The sequence below is a fragment of the Phytoactinopolyspora halotolerans genome, from assembly GCF_010550675.1.
GTDB classification, from domain to species: Bacteria; Actinomycetota; Actinomycetes; order Jiangellales; family Jiangellaceae; genus Phytoactinopolyspora; species Phytoactinopolyspora halotolerans.
In genome coordinates this window covers 19,259-32,239 of sequence record NZ_JAAGOA010000014.1, presented here as the reverse complement: position 1 = coordinate 32,239, position 12,981 = coordinate 19,259, and the positions used below count along the sequence as shown (strand labels likewise).

The 12,981-nt window shown below is 69.3% G+C and carries 10 protein-coding genes and 1 pseudogene; 8 read left to right on the top strand and 3 right to left on the bottom strand.

Annotated features, from left to right (window positions below):
* The first annotated feature begins 5 nt into the window (after positions 1-5).
* A complete protein-coding gene (locus G1H10_RS19110; RefSeq protein ID WP_163740719.1) occupies positions 6-578 on the top strand; it encodes a hypothetical protein in 573 nt (190 codons plus the stop codon).
* A 200-nt stretch (positions 579-778) separates the two neighbouring features.
* On the opposite strand, the gene ilvD is transcribed toward G1H10_RS19110, so the two are convergent.
* On the bottom strand, positions 779-2,635 hold the full coding sequence (gene ilvD, locus G1H10_RS19105; protein ID WP_163740717.1) for a dihydroxy-acid dehydratase: 1,857 nt from the start codon (positions 2,633-2,635) through the stop codon (positions 779-781).
* 78 nt (positions 2,636-2,713) lie between these two features.
* Here ilvD and G1H10_RS19100 point away from each other — a divergent pair, with 78 nt between their 5' ends.
* From G1H10_RS19100 to G1H10_RS19090, 4 genes and pseudogenes are all read left to right on the top strand, one after another.
* Positions 2,714-3,601 (top strand): helix-turn-helix transcriptional regulator, encoded by an 888-nt coding sequence (locus tag G1H10_RS19100; RefSeq protein ID WP_163740715.1) that lies wholly within the window; start codon positions 2,714-2,716, stop codon positions 3,599-3,601.
* A 9-nt stretch (positions 3,602-3,610) separates the two neighbouring features.
* Positions 3,611-4,835: pseudogene (locus G1H10_RS35280) on the top strand (AfsR/SARP family transcriptional regulator); the annotation flags it as partial.
* Complete coding sequence (locus tag G1H10_RS19095) at positions 4,809-6,884, top strand: ATP-binding protein (RefSeq protein ID WP_512700316.1); 2,076 nt, start codon at positions 4,809-4,811, stop codon at positions 6,882-6,884. The pseudogene G1H10_RS35280 and the gene G1H10_RS19095, both read left to right, overlap by 27 nt.
* A 69-nt stretch (positions 6,885-6,953) precedes the next feature.
* Entirely contained in the window at positions 6,954-8,126 is a 1,173-nt protein-coding gene (locus tag G1H10_RS19090) for an ROK family transcriptional regulator (protein WP_163740713.1), read from the top strand.
* A gap of 32 nt (positions 8,127-8,158) precedes the next feature.
* Here G1H10_RS19090 and G1H10_RS19085 read toward each other — a convergent pair whose 3' ends face one another.
* Entirely contained in the window at positions 8,159-8,860 is a 702-nt protein-coding gene (locus G1H10_RS19085) for an alpha/beta fold hydrolase (RefSeq protein WP_163740712.1), read from the bottom strand.
* Between the two features lie 184 nt (positions 8,861-9,044).
* Here G1H10_RS19085 and G1H10_RS19080 point away from each other — a divergent pair, with 184 nt between their 5' ends.
* From G1H10_RS19080 to G1H10_RS19070, 3 genes are read left to right on the top strand one after another with little or no spacing between them, the layout of a single operon-like run.
* A complete protein-coding gene (locus G1H10_RS19080; RefSeq protein WP_163740710.1) occupies positions 9,045-10,379 on the top strand; it encodes an extracellular solute-binding protein in 1,335 nt (444 codons plus the stop codon).
* 41 nt (positions 10,380-10,420) lie between these two features.
* Positions 10,421-11,416: a carbohydrate ABC transporter permease gene (locus tag G1H10_RS33125; protein ID WP_216853429.1), complete on the top strand. Its 996-nt coding sequence runs from the start codon at positions 10,421-10,423 to the stop codon at positions 11,414-11,416.
* A complete protein-coding gene (locus G1H10_RS19070) occupies positions 11,413-12,363 on the top strand; it encodes a carbohydrate ABC transporter permease (protein WP_216853428.1) in 951 nt (316 codons plus the stop codon). Before G1H10_RS33125 ends, G1H10_RS19070 begins: the two co-directional genes overlap by 4 nt.
* A 55-nt stretch (positions 12,364-12,418) precedes the next feature.
* Here G1H10_RS19070 and G1H10_RS19065 read toward each other — a convergent pair whose 3' ends face one another.
* The gene (locus tag G1H10_RS19065) at positions 12,419-12,841 is read right to left on the bottom strand and encodes a VOC family protein (protein WP_163740708.1); all 423 of its coding nucleotides are present in this window, start codon (positions 12,839-12,841) and stop codon (positions 12,419-12,421) included.
* Positions 12,842-12,981: the final 140 nt, after the last annotated feature.

The window sequence follows — 12,981 nt, the reverse complement described above, 5'->3', positions numbered from 1 at the left end:
GAAAGGTGTGCAGGATCGATGCCGAGCGCGTCGGCCAACTCCTCGGCCCTCTCTCTGTACTGAGCCAGGCGTTCGGGACCGTCGTTCTGGCAGATGTAGTCGACCCAGTCGCCCAGCTCGGCCTCGTCGAGTGCACGCCGAACCTCACCGCCGCGCGAGCGCGACGGTACACAATTCTCAGCCAGGCCACGTGGCCTGCTTGCCAGATGCAGACCGCCGGGGAACGCTACGTCATCAGGTTGAGGACCGGCGCCGCGTCGCGCTCGCACTCGAAGCCCCGGGAGATCAAGGGTTCGCGGACGACCTGGGTGCGCGACATAGAGCACACCGTCGACCGGGAGACCCGTCCGAGCAGAACGGTCGGTGATGACAGCACCCGGAATCAGCCGTCCAACGATCTCGAAGAGGTTCTCTCGCACGACGTCGGACGGTTCGCGTTCAACAGCCGTTGTATATACGCCACGAGCCAGCCGGACGAGTTCGCCCCTGCTGACACGCTTGCTGATGGTCGAGGCCGGATGGTCCGCGCTGAAGACGATCGGGTCGACGCTATTCACGAAAACCTTCCCAAGCCGTGAAGAAAATCGTAGTTAGCATACCCGATCGTGAAGAAAACCGCACTTAAGCGCCTGAACCCACCTAGCCTTGTCGTGCGTCAACCTCCCGCTTCGGGTTCTTGACGCACGTACTCGCGACTCATCATTCAACCACCCGTCCCGGTGAGCCCGACACATGGTCGTCAGACGATCCTGCAAGGGCACCGTCCCCCGAGTCGACATCACGCTGTGAGCGCCGACACGCCAACGGAGCGGACGGCTCCCTTGTCGGCCGACGTCGCCATGGCGGCGTACGCCCGCAGGGCGGTCGAGACGGTGCGCTTCCGGTCGCGGGGGCGGTAGCCGCCGGTAGACTCCAGGCGGTCCCGCCGGGCCCGCAGCGTCTCATCAGGCACGTGCAACGTGATCGCGCGGCCCGGGATGTCGACCGTGATCTCGTCGCCGTCCTCGACCAGGGCGATGGCGCCGCCGGCCGCCGCCTCCGGGGACACATGCCCCACCGACAGCCCGGAGGTTCCGCCGGAGAACCGGCCGTCGGTGACCAGCGCACACGCCGCACCGAGCCCGCGTCCCTTGAGGAACGCCGTCGGATACAGCATCTCCTGCATACCGGGGCCGCCGCGCGGTCCCTCGTAGCGGACGACGACCACGTCGCCGGCGCGGACCCGCCCGCCCAGGATCGCCTCCACCGCTTCCTCCTGCGACTCGACGACGACGGCGGGTCCGGTGAACGTCAGGATCGACTCGTCCACCCCGGCGGTCTTGACGATGCACCCGTCCTCGGCGATGTTGCCGCGCAGCACGGCCAACCCCCCGTCCGCGGAGTACGCGTGTGCGACGTCGCGGACGCACCCGTGTTCGGCGTCCACGTCCAGCTCCGCCCACCGCCGGGACTGGGAGAACGCCTGCGCGGAACGCTCACACCCGGGCGCGGCGTGGAACAATTCCAGCGCCGCCTCCGACGGGGATCGGCCGCGGACGTCCCATTCCGCCAGCCACTCGTCGAGGGTGGCGGCGTGGACGCTGTGCACGTCGGTGTTGAGCAGCCCCGCCCGGTGCAGCTCCCCCAGGATCGCCGGGATGCCACCGGCGCGGTGAACGTCCTCGATCAGGTACGCACCGTTCGGCGCCACCTTGCAGATGCACGGCACGCGGCGGGAGAGCTCGTCGATGTCGTCCAGGGTGTAATCCAGCTCCGCCTCGTGCGCGGCGGCGAGCAGATGCAGCACGGTATTCGTGGAGCCGCCCATGGCGATGTCCATGCACATGGCATTCTCGAACGCGCGCCGGGTGGCGATCCCGCGCGGCAGCACGCCGTCGTCGTCGTGGTGGTAGTACCGGCGGGCGAGATCGACGACGAGGCGGCCGGAGCGCTCGTACAGCTCGCGCCGTGCCGTATGCGTGGCGAGCGTGGTGCCGTTGCCGGGCAGCGCCAGCCCCAGCGCCTCGGTGAGGCAGTTCATCGAGTTCGCGGTGAACATGCCGGAACACGACCCGCACGTGGGGCAGGCGCTCTCCTCCATCCGCGCCAGGTCCTCGTCGGAGACCGTCGCAGCCGCCGCGTCGGCCACCACGGTGATCAGGTTCAGCCCTGTCCGGACGGTGCCGTCGACGAGCGTCGCCTTCCCGCCCTCCATCGGCCCGCCGGAGACGAAGACCGTGGGGATGTTCAACCGCATCGCGGCCATCAGCATGCCCGGGGTGATCTTGTCGCAGTTGGAGATGCACACCAGCGCGTCGGCGCAGTGCGCGTTGACCATGTACTCGATCGAATCGGCGATGAGGTCCCGGGACGGCAGCGAGTAGAGCATCCCGCCGTGTCCCATCGCGATCCCGTCGTCCACCGCGATCGTGTTGAACTCGCGCGGGATACCGCCGGCGGCGTGGACGGCCGCGGAGACGATCCGGCCGACGGGTTGCAGATGCGTGTGGCCGGGAACGAACTCGGCGAAGCTGTTCGCCACCGCGACGATCGGCTTGCCGAAGTCCGCGCTGTCGACGCCGGCGGCGCGGAGCAGCGCGCGAGCGCCGGCCATGTTGCGGCCGTGGGTCACGGTCCGAGATCGGAGTGCAGGCATGCACACCATTGGCGCATCGCCCGGTATCCGCGCGGAAGACGGTACTGCTACTAGTAGTGCCAGTAATAGAATTCAGCCGTGGCTCAGGACGCCGATCGCCGCCAGGAACTCGGCGCGTTCCTCCGCAAGCGACGGGAGGAGCTCGTCCGCGCCGACTTCGACCTGCCTCCCGTCGGCCGCAGCCGGACCCGAGGGCTGCGCCGCGAGGAGATCGCGTACCGGGCCGGGATCAGCGTGACCTGGTACACGTGGCTGGAACAGGGACGCCGGACCAACCCGTCGCGGCAGGTCCTCGATGCGATCGCGCGGAACATGCGGTTGTCCGCGGCGGAGCACGAGTACGTCCTCTCCCTCGCCGGTTACGCCGCGACCGGTCCGCCCGACACCGGTGAGGCCCACGACGCCGGCGACGCCGCGTCCGTACCGCCACACCTGCAGCGGCTGCTCGACGCACAGGGAGCGTCGCCCGCGTTCGCGATCCCGCCGGATTGGGCGATCGCCGGGTGGAATCGTGCCTACCAGATGCTCTACCCGAACGTCGACACCGTGCCGGCGGAGGACCGGAATCTGCTCTGGCTGATCTACACGGATCCGACCATCCGCCGGATGCTTCCAGACTGGGAGGTCACCAGCCGGCATTTCCTCGCCGAGTACCGGGCGGAGGCCGGGCCATCGCTGGGCCACCCGGTCCATGTCGCGCTGATCGACCGGCTGCTCGGGCGGAGTCCGGAGTTCGCGCGGGCGTGGGCGGAGCATCGCGTCGAGCGGTTCGCCTCCCGCGAACGGACGTTCCGGCATCCGGCCGTCGGCGACCTCGTCTTCGAACATCACCGGCTCGCACCGTCGGACCTTCCGGACGTGCATGTCATCGTGTATGTGCCGCGGGTCGGTACGGACACCGGCGAGCGGATGCGCCGGTTGTTGGCGGAACCCGAGGCGGCTTGGGCTGTCGGTGCGGTGGACTAACGTGACCTCATGCGATTCGGCATCCTCGGGCCGCTGGCCGTGCACACCGACGACGGGCGTCCCGTCGCGGTGCGCGAGGCCAAGGTCCGGGCGCTCCTGGCCGATCTGCTGATTCACCTCGGGCGGCCGCTGTCGGCGGACCGGCTGATCGACGACCTCTGGGGTGCCGCTCCCCCGTCCAAGGCCGCCAACGCCCTGCAGACCAAGGTGTCCCAGCTGCGCAGGGTGCTCCGGACGGCCGAGCCGGAAAGCCCGCCCGTGCTCGCCTATGGCCCGGCCGGGTACCAGCTGCAGATCGAACCCAGCGCCGTCGACGCCCACCGCTTCACCGCGCTGCTCGCGCAGGCTCGCTCAGCCACCCGCGCCTGGGAACGGGCCGGCCACTTCACCCAGGCGCTGGACCTCTGGCGCGGCCCGGCGCTCGCCGACTTCGAGGACGAGCCGTTCGCGCAGGCCGGCGTCGGCCGCTGGACAGGAGCGGCTGGCCGCGGTCGAGGAGCGCGCGGAGGCCCGGATCGAGGTGGGCGAGCATGCCCTCGTCATCGCGGAACTAGGCGATCTCGTCACTCAGTACCCGCTCCGGGAGCGGCTGCGAGCCGCCCATATGCGCGCTCTCTACCTGGCCGGACGGCAGAGCGAGGCGTTGGACGGCTACCAGGCGCTGCGCACTCGCCTTGCCGATGAGCTGGGCGTCGACCCCAGCCCGGAGCTGGTCTCGCTGCACCAGGACATCCTCCGGCAGTCCGCGACGCTGACACCTGCGGCCGAGCCGGCCCGGCCGGCGGTGCGGAGTAATCTGCCGTCGCCGCCCACCGAGCTGATCGGGCGCGACGGCGCGCTGGCCGAGATCGACGAGCTGCTGCGCAGACATCGCCTGGTGACGCTCACCGGACCGGGCGGGGTCGGCAAGACCCGTCTCGCCGTCGCCGCCGCGGCCGGGACCGACACCTCGAGGTGGCCGGACGGAGTCTGGCTGGTTGAGCTCTCCGGCCTGTCGATCGACACGGACCAGCCGGCGGCGTCGGTCATCGACGACGTCGCGCACCTTGTCGCCGCCGCCCTCGGCCTGCGCAACACGCCGCCGCGTCGCCGCCGGGCCCCCCGGCGCGATCCGTCCGGCGCCGACGAGGCCCTCGACACCGGCGCGCCCGCATGCCAGGCGGGGAGCATGCTCGACAAGCTGATCGCCGCGGTTCGAGACAGCCGGATGCTCCTGGTTCTCGATAACTGCGAGCACATCGTCGAGCCGGTGGCCGACGCGGTCGAGCAGCTGCTCTCCGCCGCGGCACAGGTACGGGTGCTGGCCACCAGCCGGGAGCCGATCGGCGCGTCCGGCGAGGTCGTATGGCCCGTGCCCCCGTTGAGCCTGCCGCCTGCCGTCGACGACCCGGAGGCGGTCCGCCAGTCCAGCGCGGCGCGGCTGTTCGTCGCCCGCGCCGCGGCCGCCACCGGCGGGTTCGCGCTCGGGGCGGACAACGCGTCCGCGGTCGCGGACGTCTGCCGCCGTTTGGACGGAATCCCGTTGGCCTTGGAGCTGGCGGCGAGCCGGGTCCGCGGTCTCGGCGTGCGTGCACTGGCGCACCGGTTGGACGACAGGTTCCAGCTGCTCTCCGCCGGCAAACGGGGCGTGCCGGCCCGCCAGCGCACGCTGCGCGCGGTGATCGACTGGAGCTGGGAGCTGCTGAGCGAGCAGGAGCGTGCGGTGCTGCGCCGGCTCGCGGTGCACGCGGACAGCTGCACGCTGGCCGCCGCGGAGGCGGTGTGCGCCGGGGACGGCGTCCGGCGCACCGAGGTGGCGGATATCTTGGCCAGGCTGGTCGACCGCTCGCTGGTGGTGACGGTTCCGGCCGCCGAGATGCGCTACGGGCTGCTCGAGTCGGTCGCGGCCTATGGGCTCGACCGGCTCGACGATGCCGGCGAGACCGCAGATGCACGCCGCCGGCACCTGTCGTACTACACCGAGCTCGCCGAGCATGCCGAGGTCCGGCTGCGCGGCCCGGAGCAGCAGGAATGGCTGAACCGGATGGACACGGAGTCGGCCAACATGCGACGCGCCCTCGACACGGCGGTCCAAATCGGCGACGCCGAGCAAGCGCAGCGGCTCACCGGCGCACTCACCTGGTACTGGTTCCTGCGCGGCCGACGCAGCGAGGCGTGGCGGTCGCTGGCGCGGGCGCTGTCCGTTCCCGGCCGGTCGCCCGCTCTGGTCACGGCGCGAGCGCGGAGCTGGCACGCCGGCATGACACTGCTGGAGGACCTCCGGCGGGTGGAGCCGACCGAAGCGGTGCTGAAGCTCTTCGACGACGCCGACGATCCGGCCGGCCTCGCCCAGGCGCAGTGGGTGCTCGGCTTGGCCGAGTTCAGCTTCGGCAACCTCCAGGCGAGTACCGAGCTGACCCACGCGGCGATGGCCGGCTTCCAGGCGCTCGGTGACCGGTGGGGAATCGCCGCGGCGCACGCGCTCCACGCCAACCAAGCGATCTTCCGCAGCGATCTACCCGCGGTGCTACGCCACGCGGAGCAGAGCCTGGAACTGTTCGACGCGCTGGGAGATCGCTGGGGACGCTTACAGGCACTGGAGTCGCTGGGCACGTACCTCGAGATCACCGGAGAGTACGCCCGCGCCACGCAGGTGCTGCGGGAAGGGGTGCGGATCGCCGAGGACTTCGAGCTGTGGGCGGAGCTGTCCTGGATGGTGTCCCGGCTGGGCCGGATCGCCCTGCTCGAGGGGGATTATCCGGAGGCGGACCGGCTGCACGAACGTGGCCGGGAGATCGCCGCCCAGCACTCCAACGTCTCCGGTCAGGAGTTCGCCGAGATCGGCCTGGCGATCAGCTACCGGCACCAGCGGCGGCTGGACGAGTCGGAGGCGCTGCTGCGCCGCTGGCACGACTGGAACCGCAGCTTCGAGGCGGACTACGGGATGACATTGATCATGGTTCAGCTCGGCTTCGTCGCGGAGCTGCGCGGCGACGCCGACGCTGCCCGCGCGCTGCACGAGCAGGGCCTCGCCGCGGCGCGCTCCTCCCGTGACATCCGAGCACAGGCATTCAGCCTGGAGGGATTGGCCGGCGCGGCCTCGCTGGCCGGCGATCATCGACACGCCGCGCGCTTGCTCGGCGCCGCGTCCGCCGCGCGGGAGTCCGTCGGTGCTCCCCTGCCCGCGGGTGAGCGGCTCGACGTCGACCGCATCTCGGCACGCATCCGGCAGGCCGTCGGCGACGCCGAGTTCGTCGCCGAATTCGAGCGCGGCAGCCGCCTTCGGATGGCCGAAGCCGCGTAACCTCCTCCGCAGGCGGTACTCTGTCCACGAGAAGCTTACTGGAAATATTGTTTCCAATACGGAGTCATCATGCCCCGACGCCCCGCCACCCCGAGTCTTCTGCGCTCGTTGAACGATCAGAGCGCTCTGGAGTTGCTGCTCCGGGAGGGCCCGCTCACCCGCGTGGACCTGGGTCGCCGGACCGGTCTGTCCAAGGTCACCGCCTCGCAACTGCTCTCCCGCTTACAGGAACGCCATCTCGTCCAGGTGGTGGGCAGCCAGTCGGCGGGGCGTGGACCGAGCGCGGAGTTGTACGCGGTGCGCAATGACTGTGCCTACGGTATCGGCGTCGAGCTCAACCCCGGCCGACTGCGCGCCACCGTCGCCGATGTCACCGGCACCGTGGTCGGACGGATCGACGGAGCGGTCAGCGACACCGACGATCCACAGGCACTGATCCACACGACGGTCGTCAGGGTCGCGGAGGACGCCGGCATCACCGTGGATCAGGTGGACGACGTGGTGATCGGCATTCCCGGTGTGGTGGACCCGGTGACCGGCGATGTGGAGCTCTCCTTCGATCTTCCGGGCTGGCACCACGGACTCCGCCAGACCCTCGCCACCGACCTGGGGTGTGAGCTGACGTTCGAGAACGACGTGAACCTCGCCGCTGTCGCCGAACGCTCCGAAGGCGCCGGCCACAACGTCGACGACATGGTCCTGCTCTGGGTCGGCCGCGGCGTCGGCCTTGCGGTGGCGCTGAGCGGGCACATCCACCGCGGCGCCACCGGAGCGGCCGGAGAGATCGGTTACCTTCCGGTGCCCGGCGTACCGTCGCCGGCCAGCATCGACGTGCCCGCCAAGGGAGGGTTCCAGGCACTCGCCGGCGCAGCGGCCATCTCCGACCTCGCCCGCGAGCACGGCATGGTCGCCGATGGCGCCGCCCAGGCTGTGCGAGCCGCGCTCGTGCGGACGTCAGACACGGCCGCCGACGACTTTCTACACGCCTTCGCCGACCGGCTCGCGCTCGGCGTCGCGGCGGTGTGTGCGGTGGTCGATCCGGCGCTCGTCGTCGTCGCCGGTGACGTCGGCGCAGCCGGCGGCGAACCACTGTGCGACATGGTCGCCACCGCGGTGCAGAACATCGCGCCCGTTCATCCCAAGGTCGTCCCCGCGCTCGTGACCGATGCCCCTGTCCTGCGTGGAGCCACGCTCACCGCCGTAGAGAAGGCGCGCATGTCCATCTTCGCCGACCAGCGCTGACCCGAGCTCGGGCACGGTCCCAAGGGAGGTCATCACCAGCCCGAAGGCAGAGCAGCATCAAGCGCGTCGAGCAGCGTCGGCACGACGCGGCGCTCCGCGTCGGTGCCGCTTCCACAGGTTCGATGGTCAAGGCTGGAGAACTCGAAGACATCCACGCCGCATGCGATCAATCGCTCCCGGCTCCGCCGGACTTGGCTCGCCGTGGATCGATCCTCCGATCCGAAATATACGATCTTGGTGCACTCCATTGTCGTCAGCTCCCGATCCCATTCAAAGCCGGCGTAGTAGTGCCAGAACGCGTGCGCCCCCACCGGGAGCCGGGGTTCCTTATCCAACCGGCGAAGTGTTCCAGGCGTGGGAACCCCGATGACGGGCGAGCCATCCGCGATCATCGCGCACACTCTCCGTGTCGCCTGAGCGACCACCGCCGCCATCGCTCCGCCCTGCGAATATCCCCGAACCACAAACCGGTCGATCCCTTCCTGGTCAAGTGCGGCAAGGATGGACGGTGCGATTCCACCCGGCGGGCGATAGCCAACCGGGCGGTCACTGGCCCCGAAGCCGACCGGCGTCACCTGAATGGCGGTGAACCGGCCAGCGAACAGAGCGAGCTGCTGGTCATTCTTCGGAACCCGGTTCTGCCGGATCAGCACCAGCGGTGGCCCGCTGCCGGATATTCGATACCAGACCAGGCACCCGTCATACGTTGCCCGGCCCGAGCGCGCATCCGCCATGATCACGAGGCTAACCCCAGGCACGGACAAGGTCGGCCGATCACACTGCACACCCGGTGTTACTCAACTGTGACGCGAAAAACTGGAAACAAACCTTACTTTAGAGGTCCAACTACTGATAGGAATCTTTCCAGTAGTGCTTGACGTGCCGGTTCATGCCCGACACCTCCCGGAAGGACCAACCATGAGGACCACACGAATCCTGCTGACCGGACTCGCCACGGCCGCGCTCGCACTCTCCGCCTGCGGCGGGGACGACGGCGGCGACACGGATTCCACCGACGAGGCCCAGGCCGCCGCGGGCGACGACACGTCGGGCGACGACGGTGAGGATGCACAGGCGCCGGAGCCCGCCGAGATCCGGCTCTGGCTCAACGGCGGTGACACACCGGATACCATGCGCGACTGGCTGATCGAGGCCTTCGAGGAGCAGAACCCCGGCTCCACGCTGGTGATCGAGGAGCAGCAGTGGGAAGGGCTGGTCGACCGGCTCACCACGTCCCTCGGCAGCGCCTCGGAGACACCGGACGTCGTGGAGATCGGCAACACGCAGGCACCGACATTCACCACGGTGGGCGCCTTCTCCGACCTCACCGACATGCTGGGCGATCTCGGCGGCGACGACCTACTCCAAGGCTTCGTCGACGCCGGCAGCGTCGACGGCCAGACCTACGCCGTACCGCTGTACGCCGGGTCGAAGTACGTCTTCTACCGCAAGGACCTCTTCGCCGAATCCGGCCTCGAGGTGCCGGCCACCATGGAGGAGTTCGTCGACGCCGCGGTCACGCTGAAGCAGGACAACGACGACATGCAGAACTTCTCCGGGTTCTGGTTCCCCGGCCAGGACTGGCGCAACGGCGTGACCTTCCTCTGGGACTCCGGCGGCGAGCTCGCTGTGCAAGAAGGCGACGAGTGGCACGGAGCCCTGTCCACGCCGGAGTCGATCGAAGGTCTGGAGCGCGCCCAGCAGCTGTTCACCGAGGCGTCGGGCGCCCCGAAGGACGGCAACGAGGCCGACCCCCAGGTTCCGTTCTGCGCCGGTGAGGTCGGCATGCTCTCCGCTCCCGGCTGGGTGCGCTGGAGCATCGACAACGAGGAGATCGGCTGCCCGGAGATGATGGAGAACGTCGGCGTATTCGCCATGCCGGGAAGCGACGGCGAACCCGCTCCCGTACTGCTCGGCGGATCGAACATCGCGATCTCGGCCAATTCGCAGAATCAGGAGCTGGCCCGTAGCCTCGTCGAGCTGATCCTCAGCGACGACTTCCAGGCGCAGTACGCGGAGAACGGGCTCACCCCGGCCAAGATGTCACTCGCCGACGGACTGGGCGACGACGAGTTCGCGACCGCATCGATCGAGGCCGTGACCAACGCCAAGCTCACGCCGGCCGCAGCGAACTGGGCGGTCGTGGAGGGCTCGCGGGTGCTGGAAGACCTCTTCGTCGCGATCGCCAACGGCGGCGACGTCGAGCAGCTGGCCGCGGATGCGGACGCCTCCATCACCGAGCAACTCGACTGACGCGGCCGGATGCTGATCCGTCAACCCAGTGGAGGTACGGCGTGACGCCGCCTGTGACCGTCCACGGCGGGCGGCGGGAGGACCCGGGGCCTTCCACCGCCGCCCGCCGACGCACGGCATCCCGCCGGAAGGGCCGCCGCAGCGGCCGCCGAACGATGCCCTACGTCCTGCTCGTCCCGGCTCTGGCCGTGCTCCTGGCAGCGCTCGGATACCCGCTGTTCCGGCAGGCGGTGATGTCATTCCAGGAGTACGGCCTGGCTCAGCAGTTCGGCCAGCCGCCGGAGTGGGTGGGCGTCGACAATTACACCCGGCTGCTCAGCGACTCCTACCTCTGGACGGTCATCGCCAGGTCGATCGCGTTCTGCCTGCTCGTCGCGGCCACCACGATGGTGATCGGGACCGCCCTCGCGGTCCTGATGACCGTGGTGAGCCGAGGTGTCCGGCTGGCCCTGCAGATCTCCTTGCTGCTGGCCTGGGCGATGCCGCACCTGGCGTCGCTGACCGTGTGGCAATGGCTGTTCGACGCCCAGTACGGCATCGTCAACTGGCTGCTGACCAGCATCGGCCTGGACGGTTTCGCCGGGCACTCGTGGCTGATCGAGCCGTTGTCATTCTTCATCGTCGCCGGCGTCGTCGTGGTCTGGATGAGTGTGCCGTTCGTGGCGTTCGCCGTCTACGCCGGCCTGATGCAGGTTCCGGTCGAGCTGGAGGAGGCGGCGGCCATCGACGGCGCTTCCGCGCGGGCACGGTTCCGGCTGATCACCGTCCCCCTGGTCAAGCCGGTCCTGCTGATCGTCGGCCTGCTCCAGATCATCTGGGACCTCAAGGTCTTCACCCAGATCTTCGTGCTGCAGGACGCGGGCGGCGTCACCCGGGAGACGAACCTGATCGGCACCTACATCTACCGGCTGGGTCTCGGCGAGGGACAGTTCGGGCTGGCCGCGGCCGCCTCCTGGTTCGTGCTGCTGATCACGGTCGGGCTGAGCCTGTACTACGTGCGGGTGCTGATCCGCGACGACGAGGAGCTGACGCGATGACGACACGGCACCCCGACAGCAGCGTGCTCGACACCGGCGGCACCCGGCCGGCCGCCGCGACCCGCCATACCGACGATGCCACCTGGACAACGCAGCGCCCCGCGCTGAGAGCGAGGAAGACCGCCGCGGGCCGCCGTCGCCGGATGTGGAACGCGCTCGCGGTGGTCCTCGCGCTCATCTGGGCGTTTCCCGTCTACTGGATGGTGAACAGCTCCTTCCTGCCGTTCAACCGGATCCGCAATCCAGACCCGACGTTCATCCCGCTGGGCGGCACGCTGTCCGCGTACGAGCGAGTCTTCGACAGCGACTTTCTCGCATCGCTCCGGACCAGCCTGATGGTCACGCTCATCACGGTGGCGGCGGCGTTGCTGTTCGCGTTCCTGGCCGCACTGGCGCTGTCCCGGTTCAGGTTCCGCGGGCGCCGGACCTTCGTCCTCGCCGTGCTGGTCATCCAGATGATCCCCGCCGAAGGGCTGTTCATCTCCCAGTTCAAGCTCCTGGAGGGCTGGCAGCTGTTGAACAGCGTCGTCGGGCTGTCGTTGCTGTACATAGCCGCGGTCGTGCCGTTCACCATCTGGATGCTGCGCGGGTTCGTCGCCGGCGTGCCACGGGATCTCGAGGAGGCCGCGCTGGTCGACGGGTGCAGCCGGGCGCAGGCCTTCTTCCGGATCACGTTCCCGCTGCTGGCGCCGGGCCTCGTCGCCAGCGGGGTGTACGCCTTCCTGCAGGCGTGGAACGAGTTCACGCTCGCGCTGGTCATCATGACCCGCCCGGAGAACATGACGCTGCCGTTGTGGCTGCGGACGTTCACCGACGCCAACCGCGCCAGCGACTGGGCCGGCATCATGGCAGGATCCGCGCTGATCGCCATCCCGGTGATCGTGTTCTTCCTGTTCGTTCAGAACAGGATGACCTCGGGCCTGGTCTCCGGTGCCGTCAAAGGCTGACAGTCCCCATGATCATGAACAGTTACCGTGCCACGTGAACGGTTACTGTTCATGATCATGGAGCGGGTTGGTACGACTCGTATGCCGCTCGCCACTCGGCCTGGTGTTCGGGCCGCAGCGGCGCCAGCACGCAGAACTCGTTGCCCTCCGGATCGGCCAGCACCACCCACGAGACGTCGTCCGCCTGGCCGACGTCCACCCGGGTGGCGCCGAGCCCGATGAGCCGCTCCACCTCTGCGTTCTGGTCGTCCGGGCGCAGATCGAGGTGGAGCCGGTTCTTCACGGTCTTGGACTCGGGCACTCGCAGGAACAGCAGGTCCGGTACCACGCTGTCCTCACGGCTCCCGGCCGGCGGCTCGAGGGCCACCTCGTCGTCGGAGTCATAGGTACGTCGCCAGCCGAGCGCGTCCTGCCAGAACTGGGCCACGCGGCGTGGATCCTGCGAGTCGATGCAGAGGCATTGGATGCGAACCGTCATGGGGCCTAAGTGTGCTGGACGCCGCTGGCGCCACGCGAGCGGTTTTCGCCCGGACGCCCGGCCTGGACCGTTCCTGGTCTCCGCGTCTCGTTCGTGCGCACGCGCGAGAAGGCCCCGGGCCCACCGATGTGCATACGGGC

Coding starts and splice junctions, on each gene's coding strand:
- ilvD (WP_163740717.1), bottom strand. CDS start 2,635: ATGCCTGCACTCCGATCTCGGACCGTGACCCACGGCCGCAACATGGCC.
- G1H10_RS19095 (WP_512700316.1), top strand. CDS start 4,809: ATGCTCCTGGTTCTCGATAACTGCGAGCACATCGTCGAGCCGGTGGCC.
- G1H10_RS19090 (WP_163740713.1), top strand. CDS start 6,954: ATGCCCCGACGCCCCGCCACCCCGAGTCTTCTGCGCTCGTTGAACGAT.
- G1H10_RS19085 (WP_163740712.1), bottom strand. CDS start 8,860: ATGGCGGATGCGCGCTCGGGCCGGGCAACGTATGACGGGTGCCTGGTC.
- G1H10_RS19080 (WP_163740710.1), top strand. CDS start 9,045: ATGAGGACCACACGAATCCTGCTGACCGGACTCGCCACGGCCGCGCTC.
- G1H10_RS19070 (WP_216853428.1), top strand. CDS start 11,413: ATGACGACACGGCACCCCGACAGCAGCGTGCTCGACACCGGCGGCACC.
- G1H10_RS19065 (WP_163740708.1), bottom strand. CDS start 12,841: ATGACGGTTCGCATCCAATGCCTCTGCATCGACTCGCAGGATCCACGC.